Source organism: Janthinobacterium kumbetense, from assembly GCF_023703445.1.
Taxonomy (GTDB): Bacteria; Pseudomonadota; Gammaproteobacteria; order Burkholderiales; family Burkholderiaceae_D; genus Janthinobacterium; species Janthinobacterium kumbetense.
The window spans coordinates 1,657,181-1,677,885 of sequence record NZ_JAMQGR010000001.1 but is presented as its reverse complement, the minus strand read 5'-3'; the positions used below and the strand labels follow the sequence as shown (position 1 = coordinate 1,677,885).

At 66.5% G+C, this 20,705-nt stretch carries 12 protein-coding genes; 9 read left to right on the top strand and 3 right to left on the bottom strand.

Annotation, left to right across the window (positions count from 1 at the left end):
• The first annotated feature begins 10 nt into the window (after positions 1-10).
• The 4 genes from NCG91_RS07330 to recD all read left to right on the top strand — a co-directional run bounded on the left by NCG91_RS07330 (position 11) and on the right by recD (position 12,160).
• Positions 11-3,049, top strand: a complete 3,039-nt coding sequence (locus NCG91_RS07330; RefSeq protein ID WP_251349191.1) for a CHASE domain-containing protein — start codon at positions 11-13, stop codon at positions 3,047-3,049.
• Positions 3,050-3,124: 75 nt separating this feature from the next.
• Positions 3,125-6,544 carry an exodeoxyribonuclease V subunit gamma gene (recC, locus tag NCG91_RS07325; protein WP_251349190.1) on the top strand — a complete coding sequence of 1,140 codons (3,420 nt, stop codon included), beginning with the start codon at positions 3,125-3,127 and terminating at the stop codon, positions 6,542-6,544.
• Positions 6,541-10,212 (top strand): exodeoxyribonuclease V subunit beta, encoded by a 3,672-nt coding sequence (gene recB / locus NCG91_RS07320; protein ID WP_251349189.1) that lies wholly within the window; start codon positions 6,541-6,543, stop codon positions 10,210-10,212. Before recC ends, recB begins: the two co-directional genes overlap by 4 nt.
• Positions 10,213-10,219: 7 nt before the next feature.
• Complete coding sequence (gene recD / locus NCG91_RS07315) at positions 10,220-12,160, top strand: exodeoxyribonuclease V subunit alpha (protein ID WP_251349188.1); 1,941 nt, start codon at positions 10,220-10,222, stop codon at positions 12,158-12,160.
• A 1-nt stretch (position 12,161) separates the two neighbouring features.
• On the opposite strand, the gene NCG91_RS07310 is transcribed toward recD, so the two are convergent.
• Positions 12,162-12,824: a thiol:disulfide interchange protein DsbA/DsbL gene (locus NCG91_RS07310; RefSeq protein ID WP_251349187.1), complete on the bottom strand. Its 663-nt coding sequence runs from the start codon at positions 12,822-12,824 to the stop codon at positions 12,162-12,164.
• Between the two features lie 198 nt (positions 12,825-13,022).
• Here NCG91_RS07310 and NCG91_RS07305 point away from each other — a divergent pair, with 198 nt between their 5' ends.
• Positions 13,023-14,945, top strand: coding sequence for a methyl-accepting chemotaxis protein (locus tag NCG91_RS07305; protein WP_251349186.1), 1,923 nt, complete (start codon positions 13,023-13,025; stop codon positions 14,943-14,945).
• Between the two features lie 7 nt (positions 14,946-14,952).
• Here NCG91_RS07305 and NCG91_RS07300 read toward each other — a convergent pair whose 3' ends face one another.
• Positions 14,953-15,852: a LysR family transcriptional regulator gene (locus NCG91_RS07300; RefSeq protein ID WP_251349185.1), complete on the bottom strand. Its 900-nt coding sequence runs from the start codon at positions 15,850-15,852 to the stop codon at positions 14,953-14,955.
• Positions 15,853-15,972: 120 nt separating this feature from the next.
• Here NCG91_RS07300 and NCG91_RS07295 point away from each other — a divergent pair, with 120 nt between their 5' ends.
• Entirely contained in the window at positions 15,973-16,905 is a 933-nt protein-coding gene (locus NCG91_RS07295) for a DMT family transporter (protein ID WP_251349184.1), read from the top strand.
• Here the strand turns inward: NCG91_RS07295 and NCG91_RS07290 are convergent, their stop codons facing one another.
• Entirely contained in the window at positions 16,906-17,784 is an 879-nt protein-coding gene (locus tag NCG91_RS07290; RefSeq protein WP_099668125.1) for a serine hydrolase, read from the bottom strand. It lies immediately after the preceding gene.
• Positions 17,785-18,200: 416 nt separating this feature from the next.
• On the opposite strand from NCG91_RS07290, the gene NCG91_RS07285 reads away from it, so the two are divergent.
• Genes NCG91_RS07285 through NCG91_RS07275 form a run of 3 tightly spaced genes read left to right on the top strand, consistent with a single transcriptional unit; the run spans position 18,201 to position 20,659 of the window.
• The gene (locus tag NCG91_RS07285; protein ID WP_251349183.1) at positions 18,201-19,442 is read left to right on the top strand and encodes a sensor histidine kinase; all 1,242 of its coding nucleotides are present in this window, start codon (positions 18,201-18,203) and stop codon (positions 19,440-19,442) included.
• Entirely contained in the window at positions 19,439-20,188 is a 750-nt protein-coding gene (locus NCG91_RS07280; protein WP_251349182.1) for a LytR/AlgR family response regulator transcription factor, read from the top strand. The genes NCG91_RS07285 and NCG91_RS07280 overlap by 4 nt, the downstream gene beginning before the upstream one ends.
• A 42-nt stretch (positions 20,189-20,230) precedes the next feature.
• Entirely contained in the window at positions 20,231-20,659 is a 429-nt protein-coding gene (locus NCG91_RS07275; protein ID WP_251349181.1) for a DsrE family protein, read from the top strand.
• Positions 20,660-20,705: the final 46 nt, after the last annotated feature.

Below are 20,705 nucleotides of genomic sequence, written 5' to 3'. Positions count from 1 at the left end.
GCGATCGACAATGCACACTTTGAGCAAGCGCGGGGCGGGATCAGGCATCAGGATATGGGCGGGGGGCTTGCTGCTGGCGTTGGCGGTGGGCGGCGCCCTGTATGCGGGCGCGGCGCGCACGGTCGATGACGATGCCGAACAGCGTTTCGACAACCTCACGCATGGCGCCCAGCATAGCCTGATCACGCGCGTAAAAAGCTATTCCGACCTGCTGCGCGGCCTCGAAGCCCTGTTTCGCACGAGCGAGCAGCTGACGCGCCGGCAGTTTCACGATTACGTGGCCGGCCTCGATATCGCGCGCCAGTTCCCGGCCATCGAATCGGTCAACTACGCGGTGGCCGTCCCGTCGGCGCAGCGCGCGGCCTTCATCGAGGCCGTGCGCCGCGACACCAGCCTGGCGCCGCGCGGCTATCCCGCCTTCACCATCCGTCCCGCGGGGGAGCGGCCGGAATACGCGGTGCTCACCTATCTGGAACCCGATTCCCTGCTGGCCGAACGCATGGGCGTCGATATCGGCGCCAACCCGCTGGTGGCGCAGTCCCTGGCGCAGGCGCGCGACAGCGGCGAAGTCAGCGCGTCTGGCCAGGTGATCATGATCAAGGGGCCGCCCGCGCACGTGGGCCTGGGCATGCGCCTGCCCGTGTACCGCAACGGCATGCCGCAAGGCAGCGTGGCCGAGCGCCGCGCCGCCTATCAGGGTTCCGTCGGCATCGGCTTTGGCGTGGCGCAGCTGGTGCACAGCGCGCTCGAACGCAGCGCCCTGGAGCCGCTGCACCTGACCCTGTACAGCGCTGCCGACGCGACGCCCGCCGATGGCGCCCTGCGCATCACGCCGCAGGACCGCCTGCTGTTCAACGATGACGGCGACCTGGCGGCGACGCCGCCGCAACCGGGCAGCGATGCCGACTATTTCGACCAGGTGCTGCCCGTGGCGTACCAGGGCGGCCTGTGGAAAGCCCATTTCCGCGTGCGCAAGGCAGAGCTGTACAGCCCCTTCGACCGCTATTTCCCGTGGCTGGCGCTGGCCGTCGGCGTGGCCGGCACCCTGCTCATTTATGGCTACATCTTTACCCTGTACCGTTCGCGCCGCAACGCGGTGGCGCAACGCACCCTGCTCGATACGGTGCTCGACAGCGTCGACGCCTACGTCTACATGAAGGATGCCGACCTGCGCTACCGCTACGTGAATGCGCGCACGGCGAAGATACTGGGCCGCTCGGTGGAGCAGTTGATCGGCCGCCAGGATGGCGAATTGATGCTTGGCGATGCGGCGGCGTCCGTGCAGCGCACGGAGCGCCAGGTGTTCGACAGCGGCGCCAAGTTCGTCGGCGAGGAGCGCTTTGTCGATGCGCAGGGCCAGGTGCATCACCTGTGGAGCGTGAAGGTGCCGCTGGGCTTGCCCGGCCCCGTCACGGGCCTGATCGGCCTGTCCACCGACGTGACGGAACTGCACCGCCTGAAGGAACAGGCCGACGCGGCCAGCCAGGCCAAGAGCGACTTCCTGTCGAACATGAGCCATGAAATCCGCACGCCGATGAACAGCATCATCGGCATGGCGCACCTGGCGCTGAAATCCGTGGCCGACGCGCGCCAGCGCGACTATCTGCAGAAGATCTTCCATTCGGGCCAGCATTTGCTGGGCCTGATCAACGACATCCTCGACTTTTCCAAGATCGAAGCGGGCAAGCTGGAACTCGAAGTGCTGGACTTCCGTCTCGATACCCTGCTGGCGAACATCGCCAGCCAGCTGGGCGACGCGGCCGCCGTCAAGGGCCTGGCGCTGCAGTTCGATATTGCCCCGGAACTGCCGCAGCGCTGGCGCGGCGACCCGCTGCGGCTGGAGCAGGTCTTGCTGAACCTGACCAGCAACGCCATCAAGTTTTCCGACAATGGCAGCATCTTCGTGCGCGTGCGCCAGTCCGAGGAGCGGGGCAGCCACGGCATGCTGCGCTTCGAGGTGCAGGACCGCGGCATCGGCATGAATCAGGAAGAGGTGGCGCAGCTGTTCCGCTCCTTCCACCAGGCCGACCCGTCGACCACGCGCAAGTATGGCGGCAGCGGCCTGGGGCTGGTGATCAGCAAGCAGCTGGTGGAGCTCATGGGCGGCAAGGTGGGCGTGTACAGCCAGCCTGGCCTGGGCAGCACGTTCTGGTTCACGGCGCGCCTGGAGAAAAGCGCGCAGGCCAGCGACGAGCGCATCGCCGAAGTGGAACCGGAAGTGCTGGGGGTCATCCGCGGCGCATCCATCCTGCTGGTGGAAGATAACGTCTTCAGCCAGCAGGTGGGCTGCGAATTGCTGGAAGACGCAGGCGCCACCGTCTGCGTCGCCTGCAATGGCCGCGAAGCGCTGGAATTGCTGGCCCACCGGCGCTACGACTGCGTGCTGATGGACGTGCAGATGCCGGAGATGGACGGCTTCGAGGCGACGCGCCGCATCCGCGCCGACCCGCAGCTTGCCGGCCTGCTGGTGATCGCCATGACGGCCAATGCGGGCAGCGAAGACCGCGCCCGCTGCCTGGCGGCCGGCATGGACGAATTTTTGACCAAGCCGATCGCCCCGAATCTGCTGTTCCACCTGCTGGCGAAATGGTTTCGCCTGCGTGGCGGGATTGGCGGCATCGGCCATGCGCGCGTGGGCGACAGGCTGGTGGCGGTGCCGAAAGCGTCGCCATCGGCCGCCTCGCCGGACTTGCGCGATACGGCCATCCTCGACCTGGCCACCCTGGCGCTCACGTTCAGCAATGACCCCGTGAAGATGCGCAAGTACACCCAGCTGTTTCTCGATACGGCGCGCGACGGCATCGCCGAAATGGAGCAAGCCATGGCGCTGGAAGACCTGGGGCGCCTGGCCGACCTGGGACACCGCAGCAAATCGTCGGCGCTGGCCGTCGGCGCCCATGCCTTTGCCAGCCTGTGTGCGTCGATCGAAGGCTTGCGCCTTGGCGGCGACCTGCAACAGGCGCGCGCCCTGCTGACGGCCCTGGGGCCGGCCCTGGCGCAGGTGGCGGAACAAATTTCCGTGGAATTTGCCGCCAGCGACGCCCCCTGACGCAGGCAGCGGCGATAATACGCGTTTGACGTCTCCGGCCACCCGGCCGGAGACGCGGCAACCCATCGGATCAGCATGCATACTCCCGTCACGCCCGGCCTCCTCATCCTGCATGGCAACCAGCTGGAACAGCTGCGCGCCGCCGTCTTCCAGTGGCTGCGCCAGCATCCGCTGGCCCCCCTGGAAACGGATATCTTCCTGGTGCAGTCGAACGGCGTCGCCGAATGGCTGAAGATCGCCCTGGCCGAGGAGATGGGGGTGTGCGCCGCCACGCGCATCGCGCTGCCGGCGCGCCTGCTGTGGGAAAGCTACCGGGGCATGCTGGGGCGCGAGCGCGTCCCGCGCGTGTCGCCGTTCGATAAATCCCCGCTGACGTGGCGTTTGATGCGCCTGTTGCCGTCCTTGCTGGCCGACCCGGTCTTCGCGCCGCTGCGCTACTTCCTTGCCGATGGCGACAGCGAGCGCCGGCTGCAGCTGGCCGAACGCCTGGCCGACTTGTTCGACCAGTACCAGGTCTACCGCGCCGACTGGCTGGCCGACTGGGCGGCGGGGCGCGACCAGCTGCGCACGGCGCGCAATGAAACCATCGCACTGAAGGAAGACCAGCGCTGGCAGGCGCAGTTGTGGCGCGCCGTGGCTGCCGACGTCGAGGCTTTCGAGCGCGACACGGGCCGCGCCGACATCCACGACGCCTTCCTGGCGGCGATTGCCGCCGGCGATGCGCCTGCCGGCAAGCTGCCGCGCCGCGTCGTGCTGTTCGGCGTGTCGGCCTTGCCGTACCAGACCTTGCAGGCGCTGGCCGCGCTGGCGCGCCACACGCAGGTGGTGCTGGCCGTGCCGAATCCATGCCAGTTCTACTGGGGCGACATCATCGACGGGCGCGACTTGCTGCGCGCGGAAAACAAGCGCCAGCGGCAGCGCAACGGCACCGACCTGGCGCAAATCCCGCTCGAAGCGTTGCATGCGCACAGCCATCCGCTGCTGGCCAGCTGGGGCAGGCAAGGGCGTGATTTCATCCGCATGCTCGACGAATTCGACGAACACGCGCAAGCCGAGGGGCGCGACGACAGCCTGCGCATCGACCTGTTTGGCGAGGAAACGGGCGAGACCCTGCTGCAGCAGGTGCAGGTGGCCATCCGCGAACTGCGCCCGCTGGCGGAACACGAGCAAACGCCGCCCGATGCGGCCGACCGTTCGATCGAATTTCACGTGGCGCACAGCGTGCAGCGCGAAGTGGAAGTGCTGCATGACCAGTTGCTGGCCATGTTCGCGCACAGCGCCCAGACGGGCCTGCGTCCGCGCGACGTGGTGGTGATGGTGCCCGACATCGACACTTTTACGGCTGCCATCCACGCCGTCTTCGGCCAGTACCGGCGCAATGACGAGCGTTTCATCCCGTTCGAGATCGGTGACGTGAAGGACCGCAGCGTCAACCCGCTGCTCGTCGCGCTCGAGTGGCTGCTGCAGCTGCCGCAGCAGCGCTGCCGCCAGAGCGAGGTGCGCGACTTGCTCGACGTGCCGGCGCTGGCGGCACGTTTCGGCCTGCAGCCGGACGACCTGGCCACGCTGGGCGCCTGGATCGAAGGGGCGGGCGTGCGCTGGGGCCTGGACCAGGAACACCGCGCCGGCCTGGGGCTGGGTGCGGCCGGGGAACAGAATGCGTGGATCTTCGGCGTGCGGCGCATGCTGCTCGGCTATGCCAGCGGCAGTGGCGCCAGCTTTGGCGGCATCGAACCGTATGCGGAAGTGGGCGGCCTCGATGCGGCGCTGGCGGGCTCGCTGGCGCAATTGGTCGAGGCGCTGCTGCACTGGCGCACGGTGCTGGACGGCGCCTGCACGCCAGCCGAGTGGGGCGTGCAGGCGCGCGCGCTGCTGGCCGCTTTTTTCGACGCCGACGACGAGGGCGATCGTTTGACCCTGGCGCAGCTGGAAGGCGCCTTGCAGGGCTGGCTGGAAACCTGCGAACACGCGGGCTTCGTCGAGCCGGTGCCGCTGTCCGTGCTGCGCGTGGCGTGGCTGGGCGCGCTGGACGAGCCCACCCTGAACCATCAATTCGTCTCCGGCGGCGTGACTTTCTGCACCCTGATGCCGATGCGCGCCGTGCCGTTCCGCGTGGTCTGCCTGCTGGGCATGAACGATGGCGATTTCCCGCGCCGCGCGCAAAAGGCCGATTTCGACTTGCTGGCGCTGCCCGGCATGGCGCGCCCGGGCGACCGTTCGCGCCGCGACGACGACCGCTATCTGATGCTCGAAGCCTTGCTGGCCGCGCGCGATAAATTGTACGTGAGCTGGGTGGGGCGCAATGTACGCGACAATTCCGAGCAGCCGCCGTCCGTGCTGGTATCGCAGCTGCGCGATTACCTGGCCGCCGGCTGGTCGCTGGACCGGCACCTGGTATCGTTGACCACCGAGCATGCGCTGCAGCCGTTCAGCCGCCGCTATTTCGAGGCCGATGGCTTGCTGACCTATGCGCGCGAATGGCGCGTCGCGCATGCCGATGCGGATGCGCAGGCCGCCGTGCTGCCGCTGGGCCCTTACGAGCTCGATCCCGGCACGCGCCTGAAGCTGGGCGAGCTGGCCAGCTTTTTGCGCCAGCCCGTCAAATACTTTTTCCGCCGCCGCCTCAGCGTGTATTTTGCCGCCGCGGCCATGCTGGGCGAGGATGAAGAGCCGTTCGGCCTGAATGCGCTCGAGCGCTATCTGCTGGAAGACACCATGCTGGACGACGGCGGGGCCCTGGAAGCGGCGGACGATGTGCGCGTCAGCCTGGAAGCGCGCGCAGCGAAGCTGGCGCGCGAAGGCGTGCTGCCCATCGGCTTGATCGGCCAGCAAGTGCAGGCGCAATTGGTCGAGGCTCTGGTGCCCGTGCGCAGCGCGTGGCTGTCCTTGCGTGCCTCGTTCCCGTACGCGGCTGACAAGCGCGCCATCAATTTGCCGTTTGGCGAAGTGCAGATCGACGACTGGCTCGACAAATTGTGCAGCAACGGGCGGGAAACGGCTTGGCTGATGCAGATTTCCTCGAAGGTGACGGACAAGGCGGGCCTGGCGCGCGGCGACAAGCTGATGCTGATGTGGCTGCGCCAGCTGGCCGCCGCCGCCCTCGGCTTTTCCGTCACCGGCTACCTGGTGGCGCGCGACGCCATCGTCAGCATGGCGCCGCTCGATCCGGCCGCTTCGCGCGCAGCGCTGGCCACCTTGCTGGCGCTGTGGCGCGAAGGCATGAACCATCCGCTGCCCACGGCGTGCAAGACGGGGCTGGCGCTGGTACAGCAGGGTGATCCGCGCGCCGTCTACGATGGCGGCTTCGATATCTCGGGCGAGCGTGATGAACTGTGCCTGGCGCGCTTGTGGCCCGAGTTTTCCGCGCTGGCCGCCGAAGAAGCGTGGCAGGACTGCACGCGGGAGCTGTATGGCCCGCTGGCCGACTGGCTGCAAGAACACATCACCCTCGACCCGATCAGCGCGCCCGATGACGGCGCGGGAGAAGAACAATGACGAGCCATCTGCTCAACCCCCTGGCGTTCCCGCTGCACGGCTCGCGCCTGATCGAAGCGTCGGCCGGCACGGGCAAGACCTGGACCATCGCCGCGCTGTACGTGCGGCTCGTGCTGGGGCATGGCGACGACGACAGCCGTTTCACGCGTCCCCTGCTGCCGGCCGACATCCTCGTGATGACATTTACCCGCGCCGCCACGCGCGAATTGTCGAACCGCGTGCGCGAGCGCCTGATCGAGGCGGCTGCCTATTTTCGCCACGAATTTGGCATTGGATCCGGCGGCAGCGACCCGTTTCTCGACGCCTTGCTGGAGTCCTATCCGGACGAAAGCGAACGGCAAAAGGCCGCGCACCGGTTGATGCTGGCCGCCGAGACGATGGATGAAGCGGCCATTTTCACCATCGACGCCTGGTGTCAGCGCATGCTGCGCGAGCACGCGTTCGACAGCGGCAGCCTGTTCGACGAAGAGCTGGTCAGCGACGAGCAAGCCCTGTTCGAGGATGCGGCCCACGATTACTGGCGCCAGCAAGTCTATCCCTTGCCGCCGCAGGCGCTCGACGTGCTGCTGGCCTGCTGGCCCGACGTGGGGGCGCTGAAGAAGGGCGCGCGAGAGCTGGCGCGCCGCGCGGACATCATGGGCATGGCGGACGAAGAACCGCTATCCGCCCTGATCTCGCGCGAACAGCGGGTACTGGCCGCGCAGCTGGCCAGCCTGAAGGCGGGCTGGGTCGAGCGCGTCGACCAGATGGCGGCCTGGATCAACGACCACCGCGCCGTCAATCCCAAGTGTTTTAACGGCGTCAAGATGAAGCCGGAGAACCTGGCGAAGTGGTTCGATGGCTTGCGCCGCTGGGCGCAAGACCCGCTGCTGCTGCAGCCGGCCATCACGGCCAAGGCGTGGGAGAGATTAACGCCGTTCGGCATCGAGGATGCGTTTGCCAAGAGTTTCACGGCCCAGGTGCCCGAGTGCTTCGAACATACGGAAGGGCTGGGGATCGCCCTGGCGGGCCTCACGCCGCTGGCGCACAAGCTGCACCTGCATGCGGCGGCGGCCATCGCGCGGCGCATGGATCAGCTAAAACGCCAGTCGCGCCAGTTCGGCTTTTCCGACATGCTGCAGCGCCTGCACGACGCGCTGGCCGGCGAGAATGGCACGGCCCTGCGCCAGCGCATCATCGACCAGTATCCGCTGGCCATGGTCGATGAATTCCAGGATACGGCGCCCGCCCAGTACCAGATTTTCAATCTGCTGTACCGCATTGCCGACAACGACCCGGCCCTGGGCCTGTTCCTGATCGGCGACCCGAAACAGTCGATCTACGGTTTTCGCGGCGCCGACATCCAGAGCTACCTGGCGGCGCGCCGCGCGACGACGGGACGCCACTACCAGCTGGGCACCAATTACCGCTCGACGGCGCCGCTGGTCGCTGCCGTCAACCAGCTGTTCCTGCACGCCGAACGCGACGAAGTACCGCTTGGCGCCTTCCGCTACCGCAAAGGGAATGAAAATCCGCTGCCGTTCGAGGCCGTCGACGCCAAGGGCCGCGCCGAGCACCTGGTGAACGCCGGCGGCCCGCTGCCGGCCCTGCTGGCCGCCTGCGCCAGCGATGAAGGGCTGCGCGGCGACAGCTACCGCGAGTATTTCGCGCAGCACTGCGCCGAGCACATCGTCGCCATGCTGGGCGATGCGCAAGCCGGTTTCGATGGCCCCGATGGTTTTACGCGCCTGCAGCCGGCCGACGTCGCCATCCTCGTGCGCGACCGCAAGGAAGCGGCGGCCATCCGCCGCGCGCTGGCGCGCCGCCGGGTGGCCAGCGTCTACCTGTCCGACAAGGATTCCGTCGTCGACAGCGAGGAAGCGCAAGACGTGCTGCGCTGGCTGGCGGCGCTGGCCAATCCCCTCGACGGGGGACTGGCGCGCGCCGCGTTTGCCACGCGCACCATCGGCCTGTCGCTGGGCGAACTGGCGCGCCTGTCCAGCGACGAACTGGAATGGGAACGCCGGGTCGAGCAGTTGAAGGCCTTGCACCTGATCTGGCAGCGCCAGGGCGTGCTGGCCATGCTGCGCCGCTTCATCCACGAGCTGCAATTGCCCGCCATGCTGCTGCAGCAGACGGGCGGCGAGCGGCGGCTGACGAATCTGCTGCACCTGGCCGAACTGCTGCAATCGGCCAGCCGCCAGCTCGATGGCGAACAGGCGCTGATACGCTGGCTGGCCGAGCAGATCGCCGGCGAAGGCGAGGGCGGCGACGAGCGCGTGCTGCGCCTGGAAAGCGATGCGGAGCTGGTGAAAGTCATCACCGTGCACAAATCCAAGGGCCTCGAATACCCGCTCGTGTATCTGCCGTTTGCCGTCACGGCGCGCAAGGTGGACAAGCGCAACCGCAGTTTCTTCGACTATGCGGATGAGAAAGGCGAACGCCGCCTCGACTTGTCGCTGTCCGACGAAGCCATGGCGGCGGTCGAGGAAGCGCGCATCGAGGAAGACTTGCGCCTGCTGTACGTGGCGCTGACGCGCGCGCGCCACTTCCTGTGGCTGGGGGTGGCCGCCCAGGCGGCGCGCAAGGCGGGCGAGAACACCTTGCACGAATCGGCGCTTGGCTACCTGCTGACGGGCGGCGACAAGCTGCCGGCGGAGCAATTGCTGTTGCGCTGGCAGCAGGTGGCGGGCGACTGCGACGCCATCTACGTGACTTCCCTGGCGCAGCCCGACGCCTGCACGGTGCTGGACCGGGTCGAGCGGCGTCCTGAATTGCGCCCCGCTCCCGTGTTCGCGGGTGAATTCGAGCGCGACTGGTCGGTGGGCAGCTTTACATCGCTGACGCGCCAGATCGGCGCCGTGGCAGCCGTGCACGTGCCGCAGCGGGCGCTGGAAGAGACCCTGCTGGAAGATGGCACGGGCGTGCCCGCCGTGTCGCCACTGCAGACGGGCGACGCGCCATGGCACCGCTTCCCGCGCGGCTCCGTGCCCGGCAATTTCCTGCACGAGCAGCTCGAATGGATGGGCAGTGAAGGTTTTGACAGCGTCCACGAGGCGCACTTCGATACGCGCCTGGCCGCGCGCTGCGAGCGGGCGGGCTGGGGACACCGCCAGGAAGACGCCATCGCCTGGCTCAGGGAAATCGCGCTCACGCCGCTGCCGCTGCTCGATGCGTCGCTGTCGCAGTTGGGTAGTACCCTGTCCGAGATGGAGTTCTGGTTCCCCAGCGAGCATCTGTCCACGGGGGCGCTCGACCAGCTGTGCACGCGCCTGCTGCTCGACGGCGCGCCGCGTCCCGTGCTGCCGCGCCGCCAGCTGCACGGCATGCTGAAAGGCTTTGCCGACCTGGTCATCGAACGGGATGGCCGCTACTGGGTGCTCGACTACAAGTCGAATGCGCTGGGCGCCAACGACGCCGCATACCACACGGCCGCGCTGGCGGCCGGCATGGCGCAGCACCGCTACGATATCCAGGGCGCCATCTACATGCTGGCCCTGCACCGGCTGCTGAAAAGCCGCCTCGGCGACGCGTACGACCCGGCCGAACACCTGGGAGGCGCCATTTTCCTGTTCCTGCGCGGCATCGCGAATGCGGATACGCATGGCTGCTACTGGCTGGCGCCGCAGCTGGAATTGCTGGACGGCCTCGATCAACTGTTAGAAGAAACGGAACACCATGCAGCATGACGCACAGATGAACGCTTTGTTTGCCCATGTCGACGGCGTCGCCGAGGATGGCCATCTGCGCCGCCTGAGCGCCGCCTTTGCCCGCTTCATCGCCAGCCTGGACGAGCAGGCGCCGGATGCGCCCGCCGTGGCCGTGGCGTGCGTGGTGCTGTCCGAGCTGGAAGGGCGGGGCCACAGCTGTTTGATGCTGGCTGACCTGGCCGGCGAACCGTCGCAGCTGCTGGGCTGGAGCGAGGAGCTGTGGCATGGCGTGCTGGCCGTTTCCGGCCCGCTGCCCGACAGCGCCGCAGGCTGGCGCGCGCTGCTGGCCCGCGCGCCGCAGGTGTGGCTGGTGGGCGCCGCCGACGTGCGCCAGCCGCTGGTGCTCGATGGCGACCGCCTGTACCTGCGCCGCTACTGGCGCGACGAAACCCTGGTGGGCGAGAAAATCGCCTTGCGCGCGCAGGATTTGAACACGCCGCCGCTGGCGCAGGTGCGGCAATGGCTCGACATCCTGTTCGACCAGCCGACCCGGGACGGTGGCCCGGACTGGCAAAAGGTGGCGTGCGCCGTCGCTCTGCGCGGCAAGGTGGCGATCATCACGGGCGGTCCTGGCACGGGCAAGACGTACACGGTAGCCAGTTTGTTGACCTTGCTGTTTGCCGTCTCGCCGCAGCCGGAGCAGCTGCGCATCGCGCTGGCCGCGCCCACGGGCAAGGCGGCCGCGCGGCTGAAGCAGTCGATCGACAAGGCGCTGGAAGGCTTGGCGGCGAAGGCGGGCGATGCCTTGCCTCTGCTGGAACTGGCGCGGCGCATGGGCGCGGCGCGCACCCTGCATAGCTTGCTGGGCGCGCGGCCCGATACGCGCGCCTTTGCCCACCACGCGGGCAATCCGCTCGAGGTCGACGTGCTGATCGTCGATGAAGCGTCGATGGTGCACCTGGAGATGATGGCGTCCGTGCTCGACGCCTTGCCGTCCACGGCGATCCTGATCCTGCTGGGCGACAAGGATCAACTGGCGTCCGTGGAAGCGGGCGCCGTGCTGGGCGACTTGTGCCACGACGCGCAGGCGGGCGGCTATACGGCCGACACCATCGCGTATGCGCAGGCGGCCAGCGGCGTGGCCATTCCACCTGCCTTTGCGGGAGCGGCGGGCGCGCTGGCGCAGCAAACGGTGATGCTGCGTCACAGCCACCGTTTCAGCGGTCCGATTGGCGAACTGGCGCTGGCCGTGAATGGCGGCAGGCCGGACCTGGCGAAGGCGTGCTTCGCCGGCGACAGCGGCGGCCAGCTGGCGTGGAGCGTGACCGCGCAGCCGGACGAGGTGCTGCGCCTGGCCCTGCGCGGCAGGAGCGATGCGCCGGGCGGCTACCAGCCCTACCTGGAACTGGTGAATGCGGGCGAGGAGGGCTATGCGCAGCACGACGACTGGGTGCGCGCCGTGCTGCACGCTTTTGAAGCGTTCCGCATCCTGTGCGCCGTGCGCGAGGGCGAATGGGGCGTGGCGGGCCTGAACACGGCTATCGAGCTGCGGCTGGAAAAGGAAGGGCTGATACGCCGCAGCGAATGGTATGTGGGCCGTCCCGTGATGGTCACGCGCAACGATTACGGCACGGGCGTGTTCAATGGCGACATCGGGCTGACCCTGCGCGACCCTGCGCGGCCCGGCTCGCTGCGCGTGTATTTCCTGGAAGGCGAGAACGTGCGCAGCGTGCTGGCCACGCGCTTGCGCCACGTTGAGACGGCGTTCGCCATGACGGTGCACAAGTCGCAGGGCTCGGAATTCCGCCACACGGTGCTGGTGCTGCCGCAGGAAGGCGGCGCCATGCTGGCGCGCGAACTGGTCTACACGGGCATCACGCGCGCGCGCGACTTTTTCACGCTGGTCTCGCCCACGCAGGCCGTGCTGTTCGACGCGATCTTGCGCCGCACGCAGCGGGCCAGCGGGCTGCGGGGCTTGATCGGCTGATTTACTTCGCCAGCTTCGCCTTCGCCACCAGCGCCTGCACCACTTGCAGGGTCGCCTGCTCCACGCCCTGGCGCGGCAAGCCCGGGTTGGCGCCGGCGACCATCGATGGATTGGTCAGGTAGCGTCCACCCACGATCAGGGTGGGCGTGCTGTCGACCTGGTAGCTGGCGGCCAGGCGGGGCAGGTTTTTCAGCTTGGTCTGCACGCCAAACGACTGGTAGGCACCTTCGAAGGCGGCCTTGTCCAGGCCATTTTTCAGCGCCCAATCGAGGTTGTCGCTGTCGCTGGCCAGGCGCTTGCGTTCCACGTGCCAGGTGTGCATGACTTGCGCGTGCAGCGCCTCTTCCTTCTTCAGCGCTTCCAGTGTCAGGAACAAATGCGCTTCCGGATCATTTGCCGGCGTGTGCGGCAAATGGATGCGGCGGAAAGACACGCTGGCGGCATTCTCCTTGACCCAGCGGGCCAGGCTAGGCTCCAGCGCGTTGCAGGCGGGGCAGTGGTACATGAAAAATTCGATCACTTCCACCTTGCCAGGCGCCGCCTGTGCCGGTTGCGGCGTGGCCAGCACCAGATAATCGGCGCCCGGCACGGGCGCTTGCGGCGAGGCGAAGGCGCCGGCGGCGGCGAAGCTGGCGCAGGCCAGGATGACTTGGTGCAAACGCATGGACGCTCCCTTTAAAAATTAACTATAAGGCAATCATAATAGGACGTCAATGTTGGATGGTGTTGCTTTGATGTAATAAATGTTTATTATTCCGAATATTGGATAATATCGTTCCAATTTTTGTGTGAAAATGCAAAGGCAGGGTGGCAGGGCGAAAACGCTGTGTCATTCCATTAACATCAAAACCAGGAGTCCATCATGTTGTCTTCCCTTCGCACGCGGCTGGTACTCATTTGCGTGGCCATCGTCGTGCTGTCCATGCTGGCCTTGTCGGTCGCCAATTACGTCACCACGCGCAGCAGCATGCTGGCGTCGTCGGACCAGCAGATGCAGCAACTGCTGCAAAGCCAGTCGGCCGTGCTGGCGCAATGGGTCGATGGCAAGAAAAAGGTCATGGCATCCATCGTCATGTCGGCCGGGACGCCCGATCCGCTGCGCGCCTTCCAGATCGCGGAAAAGGCCGGCGATTTTGCGGAAGTGTTCATCGGCTACGCGGACAAGCGCTCCGTGTTTACCCATCCGGGCCGCCCGGCCGATTTCGATCCCACCGCGCGCGCCTGGTACACGGACACCGTCAAGGCGGGCGTGCCGATGCTCACGCCGCCGTACGTGGACGCGGCCAGCCACAAGCTGGTGGTGTCGTTTACGGCACCCGTCGGGCCGAAAGAGGCGCTGAGCGGCGTGGCCGGCGCGGACGTGCTGCTCGATACGGTGATCGCCAACGTGGTGGCGATCAAGCCGACGCCGCACAGCTTTGCCTTCCTCGTCGATCAGAGCGGCACCATCATCGCCCATGCGAACAAGGACTTGAGCCTGCAGCCGGTGGCGAAACTCGATGCGGCGCTGTCGGCCGCGCAGGTCAACCGCCTGGAAAGCACGCGCACGAGCGATGCCGTGCGCCTCGATGAGCGCGACGGCAAGCTGTATGTCACGCGCGTGGCCGGCACCGACTGGCTGCTGGCCGTGGTGCTGGACCAGCAGGAAGCCATGCAAGCGTTGCAGACGATGCTGACGACGGCCACCGTCACGGCCGCGCTGCTGACGGGGCTGGCGGCGCTGCTGCTGTCGCTGCTGGTGTTCAAAATGCTCAAACGCCTGGAACTGGTGCGCGATGCGCTCGACGATATCGCCTCGGGCGAAGGCGACCTGACGCGCCGCCTCGACGCTTCCGGCGTGGATGAACTGGCGCAGATCGCCGGCGCCTTCAACCGCTTCATCGACAAGATCGCCGCCGTGCTCGTGAAAATCCGCACGGCCAGCGAATCGGTGAAGGTGTCGTCCTCGGAAATCGCCGCCGGCAACCAGGACCTGTCGTCGCGCACGGAACAGCAAGCCAGCTCGCTGGAAGAGACGGCCGCCTCGATGGAAGAGCTGACCAGCACCGTGAAACAGAATGCGGACAATGCGCGCCAGGCCAACCAGATGGCGCAATCGGCGTCCGGCGTGGCCAGCAAGGGCGGGCAAGTGGTGGCGCAGGTGGTCGATACCATGGCCTCGATCAACGATTCGTCGAAGAAGATCGTCGACATCATCAGCGTCATCGACGGCATCGCCTTCCAGACGAATATCCTCGCGCTCAATGCTGCCGTGGAAGCGGCGCGCGCGGGCGAGCAGGGACGGGGCTTTGCCGTCGTGGCCACGGAAGTGCGCAGCCTGGCGCAACGCTCCGCCGGCGCGGCCAAGGAAATCAAGCTGCTGATCGACGATTCGGTGGGCAAGGTCGATTCGGGCGCCCGCCTGGTCGACGAGGCGGGCGCGACGATGCAGGAAATCGTCGACAGCGTGCGCCGCGTGACGGACATCATGGGCGAGATCACGGCCGCCAGCGCCGAGCAAAGCTCCGGCATCGAGCAGGTGAACCAGGCGATCGCGCAAATGGACCAGGTGACGCAGCAGAATGCGGCCCTGGTGGAGGAGGCAGCCGCCGCGGCGGAAAGCCTGCAGGACCAGGCCAGCACCCTGGCGCAGGTGGTGGGCGTGTTCAAGCTCGATGAGGGGCAGGCGCCGGCGCCTGTCAAACCGGTGGCGCGCCCACCCGTCGTGCAGCGCATCGCCAGCCGTCCTGTCGCCAAGGCGGCTGCCCGCAAGACGGAACAGTCCGAGGAGTGGGAGACTTTTTAAGTCGTGTTCAGACCCGCCGGGGTGCCAGGGTCGGCGCCATCTGCCTGGCCACCTCGAAAAAGGCGTTGGTGGCCGGCGTGTTCTGGCGCCGGTCGCGCACGGCCAGGCCCACCTTGCGGCTGACGGGCGGATTGAGCGGCAGGGCGGCCAGCTCCGGATACTGCTCGCGCAGGCGCTGCGGCAAGGCCAGTTCGGCGACGATGGACAGGCCGTCGCCGCGGCTGACCATGTCGAGGATGGTGATCACCTGGCTGATGCGGTAGGGCACATGCGGCTGCAAGCCCGCGTTGGCGAACAGCGGCTCGATCAGGCAGGCGCAGCCCGCCTCGGACATGATGAACGGCCCTTCGCACAGCTGCGCCAGGGTGATGGCGGTTTCGCCTGCCAGCGCATGGCTGCGCGGCACCAGCGCCATCATCTGGTCTTCCACCAGCGGCGCCGTGTCGAAACGCTCGTCGGGCAGCACGACGAAGCCGACATCGACCCGGCGTTCGCGTATCCACTGCACCACCTCATGGTCGGCCCCTTCGTCGATGCGCAGGTCGATGCCCGGATAGCGCAGGCGAAATTGCGCCGTGATGGCCGGCAGCAGATTCAAGGAAGACGTCGGGCCGAAGGAGCCGATGCGCAGGCTGCCCTGGCGCTGGCCCAGCACGTCGGCCGCTTCCTGGCGCATGGCTTCCGACAGGCCGAGGATTTCGCGCGCACGCACGAGCAGCTGGCGGCCCACGTCCGTCAGCTCGGCCGACGCCTGGTGGCGCACGATCAGATCGACGCCCATCTCCTTTTCCAGCGCCTTTAACGCATGCGAGACGGCCGACTGGCTGATGCCCAGCTGCGCGGCGGCGGCGGAAAAGCCGTGCAGTTCGGCCACCAGGGTAAAAATTTCCAGTTGCGTGAAGGTCATGGTGTGGTTTTGTTGAGTTATGAGTATTTGCTCATTATTTCATGAGTTGATATTAGTATTAATATATACGCACACCACCCGCCACACAAGCGGCCTTCAGGATGCACCCTAGGATATCCCATGTCTTCTTCCGCCGTACCCCAGGCTCCGCTGCTCGCCGCGCAGTCGCCGCTCGTCTACATCAAACTGATCTTCGTCGCCCTGTTCTGGGGCGGCACCTTTATCGCGGGGCGCGTGCTGGCGCAGCAGATGCCGCCCATGACGGCCGCCAGCGGCCGCTTCGGCGTGGCCGTGCTGTTGCTGCTCGTGCTGGCGTGGAAGCTGGAAGGGGGCTTGCCGCGCCTGGACCGCAAGCAGCTGGCGACGACGGCGGCCCTGGGCCTGACGGGCATCTTCCTGTACAACCTGTGCTTCCTGGCGGCCCTGTCGCGCATGCCGGCGGGACGCACGGCCCTGTTCGTGGCCCTGAATCCCATCGTCACGGCGCTGGCCTCGGCGATGCTGTTCCGCGAACGGCTCGGTTCCTTCAAGTGGCTGGGCATCATGCTGGCGTTTTGCGGCACGGCCATCGTCATCACGCGCGGCGATCTGGCCGGCGTGCTGCACGGGACGGGCGGCGGCATCGGCATGGGTGAAGTATTCATGTTCTGCGGCATTTCCAGCTGGGCCGCCTACACCCTGATCGGCCGCGTGGCGCTCAAGGGCTTGTCGCCGATTGCCGCCACCACATATGCATCGATGTGGGGCCTGGCCTTTTTGCTGGTGGGGGCGGCCGTGGAATTCCCGACCGTGCCATGGCACAGCTTCGGCTGGCAAGTGTGGGCCGCCATCGGCTACCTGGGCGTGTTCGGCACGGTGATCGGCTTTGTCTGGTATTACGAAGGCGTGAAAGCGCTGGGACCGTCGCGCACGGCCGTGTTCAACAACCTCGTGCCCGTGTTCGGCATCGTGCTGGCGGCGGGGCTGCTGGGCGAACCCGTGCTCGTCTCGATGCTGGTGGGCGGCGCGGTGACGATTGCCGGTGTGGTGATGACCAACCGGCAAGCGAAATAACTATTTTGCGCGGCGGCGTTTACCAGGCTTCGCCGGCGCCTTCTTGTGCCGGCTGACGGAGGCGCGCATCACTTTCGGTTCTTCGATGCCGTTCTCGGCCGCCAGCATGCGGCGGATGTTGACGGCGTCCATGGCGCGCACGGAATTGGCGCGCGCGTTGAGCAAAATCATGGTGGCGAACTTGCCGGCCGACTTGATGCGCATGATCAGGCAGCGGCCCGCTTCATTCGTGTAGCCCGTCTTCGACAGGCCGATATCCCAGCCCTTGGCGCCCACCAGGCGGTTCGTGTTGTGGTATTCCACGTCGCGCCCCTTGATCTGGATCACGTCCTTCGAATCGGTGGTGATGCGGCTGATTTCCGGGTAATGCGAGGCGGCCACGGCCATCTTGACGAGGTCCGCCGCCGTCGACTGGTTGTTCGGCGACAAGCCCGTCGGTTCCTCGATCACGGTCTGGCGCATGCCCAGGGCCTTGATCTTGGCGTTGACGGCCACGGCAAACGCCGTCGGGCCACCGGGGAAGGTGCGCGCCAGCGAGGCGGCGGCGCGGTTGTCGGACGACATCAGCGCCAGTTGCAGCACGTCGTGACGGCTCAGGGTGGCGCCCACGGGCACGCGCGAGGTGCTGTGCTTGAGGGTATCGACATCCTCGCGGTCGATGCTGATCTCTTCCTGCATATTCGCCTTGGAGTCGAGCACGACCATGGCCGTCATGAGTTTGGTCAGCGAGGCGATGGGGACCACCACGTTGGAATTTTTTTCAAGCAAGACTTTGCCTGTGCCGTCTTCGACCACCAGTATCGACTGGGAACCGAAGGGCACGGCGATGGCCGCTGTCGAAAGCGTCATCAGCACCGCGGCGAACATTTTTTTGAGCATGGGATTGTATGTGGGAAAGCAGTTTTGGGGCGCCATCGTGGGCGCTGCGCGCAAATCCGGAAGCGGGCCGCGCGGGGACGCGGCGTGTATCTCGGAGGCAATATTTGCCAAGCTTAAACAATACCATTAAAGATCAAGCGATGTCTACGGGATAAGGGCGCCACAGGCTGTGTAGCGGCCAATTTGGCAAATAAACGGGGCTATTCTTGCCGTAGTGAAAATTGTTGCGCGATTATTGATTTCGTCTTGGAAACTTCGTATTATTTCAGCAATATTGGCAGCCATGGTCCGGCAGGCGCCGCGCGCTTCGTCGTTGATGCCTGCCGCTTCGTGCTTCGTCGCCCCACGCTATGCCCTGCAACAGGGGCGCCGTAGACTGCGTTCATGCCTGATTGACACGACAAGGAGAACGCAGCATGTGGGAAAAATTTGCCGGATGGTATCGCTGTTACGACGATGAAACCCTCAGGGTGCTTGCGCATCCGGACACGGCGGCCCAGTTGCCGCCTGGCTGGCGGCGCTGGGTGGCGTTGCGGCTCATCACCCTGACGCCGATCGAGCGCCAGCAATTCCACGCCTTCATGCTCAAGTACCGGGGCGCCGGCTTTTACCTGGCGGCGGCCAGGCTGATGCTGCTGTTCAGCTGCATCGGCGTCGTGCTGCATTTGCTGCTGCCTGACAAGGTCGGCTGGGCCAAGGCTGTGGCGTTCAGCAATGTCCTGGGCCTGGCGATGGCCTGGGGCGTGCTGGGGGTCTGGTTCAATTACCGCAAGCTGGCGCAGCGCAAGCTCAAGGTACTGTTGCTGCTGCTGGTGCCGGCCCTGGCCGGTGTGGCGATCGGCGTGCTGCGCGCCATGCTGGAAGGCCATGCTTCCATCGGCGTGGCGCTCGAGCGGGGCGCGCGCGTGGGCGGCTGGGCCGCGCTGACGGCCGGGCTGGTGTATATGGTGCCGATGACTATCGTCGTGCTCTGGCGCAACCGCCAGTACGAGGCGCTGGCCCTGCAGCTGCAGCAGGATGCCGAGCGCGACCGCCTGGCGCGCGAACTGAGCGAATCGCAGCTGCGCCTGCTGCGCGCGCAGATCGAACCGCATTTCCTGTTCAATACCCTGGGCGCCGTGCAGCAGCTGGCCGAGCAGGGCGCCCACGGGGCGGCGCAGGCGGCCGCGCTGACGGCCAACCTGATCGCCTTCCTGCGCGCCAGCCTGGCCGAGATGCGCGCCGACCAGGTGCCCCTGCAAACGGAATTCGACGTGGTGCAAGCCTATCTGCAAGTGATGCAGGTACGCCTGGGCGCGCGCCTGTCCTTCCGCCTCGACTTGCCGCCCGGCCTGGCGCAGATACAAGTGCCCAGCATGATCTTGCTGACCCTGGTGGAAAACGCCATCAAGCATGGCATCGAGCCATCGCTGCGGGGCGGCGAGATCGTCGTCTCGGCCGTGCTGGACGGGGACGGCGCCATGCGCTTGCGCGTGCAGGATAGCGGCGTGGGCCTGGGCGCCGCGAGTGCGCCTGGAGGCGGCCTGGGCCTGGAAAATGTGCGCCGCCGGCTGCAGCTGGCCGCGGCCGCTGCCTGCGTGCACGTGCAAAATGGCGAGGAAGCGGGCGTGCTCGCCGAAATCGTGTTGCCGATGGATTTGAAGGAAACCGCCGCATGAATGCCACCATCCTGATCGCCGAAGACGAACCCCTGATGCGCGAACGCCTGCAAACGATGCTGGCGCTGGCCTGGCCCGAGGCGCGCATCGTGCTGGTGGCGGAAAACGGCAACGATGCCTGGGACGGTTTCCTCGAGCATGAGCCGGACGTGGTCTTCCTCGACATCCGCATGCCGGGCCTGTCTGGCCTGGAAGTGGCCGAGCGTATCGGCACGCGGGCGCACGTGGTATTTGTCACCGCGTATGACCAGTATGCCGTCGACGCCTTCGACGCGGGCGCCGTCGATTATCTGTTGAAACCCGTGCAGGCCGAGCGCTTGCAGCGGGCGCTGGCCCGGCTGCGCGACAAGCTGGGCGCCCAGCCGGCCGACATGGCTCATCTGCTGCAGTCGCTGCGCGCCGCGCTGCCGGCGCCGCCGCGCGAAAAACTGAAATGGATCAAGGCCAGCGTGGGCAAGCAGATCCGCCTGATCGACATCGACGACGTGCTGTTCTTCCAGGCCGACACCAAATACACGCGCGTGGTGCTGGCCGGCTCGGAAGCGCTGGTGCGCACGCCGCTGAAGGATTTGCTGGGCGGGCTGGATCCCGCACAGTTCTGGCAAATCCACCGCGGCACCATGGTCAACGTGAAAGCCATCGAGGCGGCCGAGCGCATCGACGCCGAGCGCATGCAGGTGCTGCTGCGCGGCAGCACGGAAAAGCTGCCCGTCAGCCGCACGTTTACCTATTTGTTCAGGGATTGATATGATGGCAATGTTTTTAATCTGCCACCATATGGACTTTTCATGACAATTCTACGCCGCTGGTTCGCCGCCATCCTTCTTTCCTTGCTCTCCTGTACTGCCGCCCACGGGGCGCAGAAGGAGGAAAAGGTCGTGTATCACGTCAATGACGCCAGCAATGCCACGGCTGCGCTGAGGAATATCCGCAACCACCTCGATGCCAGCCCGCAGGTGACCATCGTGCTGGTCGCCCACGGTCCCGGCATCGACTTCCTGCTCGACGGCGCCATCGACAAGCAGGGCACTCCGTATGACGTGGCGGTGCGCGAGCTGGTCAAGCGGGGCGTGAGCTTTCGTGTCTGCAATAACACCTTGCAAGGACGCAATATCGACCGCCAGCGCGTGCTGCCCGAAGCCGTCATCGTGCCGTCGGGCGTGGCCGAACTGAGCCGCCTGCAGGCGCAGGAAGGCTATGTGTATATCAAGCCCTGATGCACGCGCCGTTGCCAGATGGCAACGGCGCGGCGCATGGACAGGC

What these genes read in the sequence shown, in the direction of transcription:
- NCG91_RS07330 (WP_251349191.1), top strand. Translation starts at nt 11, where the DNA reads ATGCACACTTTGAGCAAGCGCGGGGCGGGATCAGGCATCAGGATATGG.
- recC (WP_251349190.1), top strand. Translation starts at nt 3,125, where the DNA reads ATGCATACTCCCGTCACGCCCGGCCTCCTCATCCTGCATGGCAACCAG.
- recB (WP_251349189.1), top strand. Translation starts at nt 6,541, where the DNA reads ATGACGAGCCATCTGCTCAACCCCCTGGCGTTCCCGCTGCACGGCTCG.
- recD (WP_251349188.1), top strand. Translation starts at nt 10,220, where the DNA reads ATGAACGCTTTGTTTGCCCATGTCGACGGCGTCGCCGAGGATGGCCAT.
- NCG91_RS07310 (WP_251349187.1), bottom strand. Translation starts at nt 12,824, where the DNA reads ATGCGTTTGCACCAAGTCATCCTGGCCTGCGCCAGCTTCGCCGCCGCC.
- NCG91_RS07305 (WP_251349186.1), top strand. Translation starts at nt 13,023, where the DNA reads ATGTTGTCTTCCCTTCGCACGCGGCTGGTACTCATTTGCGTGGCCATC.
- NCG91_RS07300 (WP_251349185.1), bottom strand. Translation starts at nt 15,852, where the DNA reads ATGACCTTCACGCAACTGGAAATTTTTACCCTGGTGGCCGAACTGCAC.
- NCG91_RS07295 (WP_251349184.1), top strand. Translation starts at nt 15,973, where the DNA reads ATGTCTTCTTCCGCCGTACCCCAGGCTCCGCTGCTCGCCGCGCAGTCG.
- NCG91_RS07290 (WP_099668125.1), bottom strand. Translation starts at nt 17,784, where the DNA reads ATGCTCAAAAAAATGTTCGCCGCGGTGCTGATGACGCTTTCGACAGCG.
- NCG91_RS07285 (WP_251349183.1), top strand. Translation starts at nt 18,201, where the DNA reads ATGTGGGAAAAATTTGCCGGATGGTATCGCTGTTACGACGATGAAACC.
- NCG91_RS07280 (WP_251349182.1), top strand. Translation starts at nt 19,439, where the DNA reads ATGAATGCCACCATCCTGATCGCCGAAGACGAACCCCTGATGCGCGAA.
- NCG91_RS07275 (WP_251349181.1), top strand. Translation starts at nt 20,231, where the DNA reads ATGACAATTCTACGCCGCTGGTTCGCCGCCATCCTTCTTTCCTTGCTC.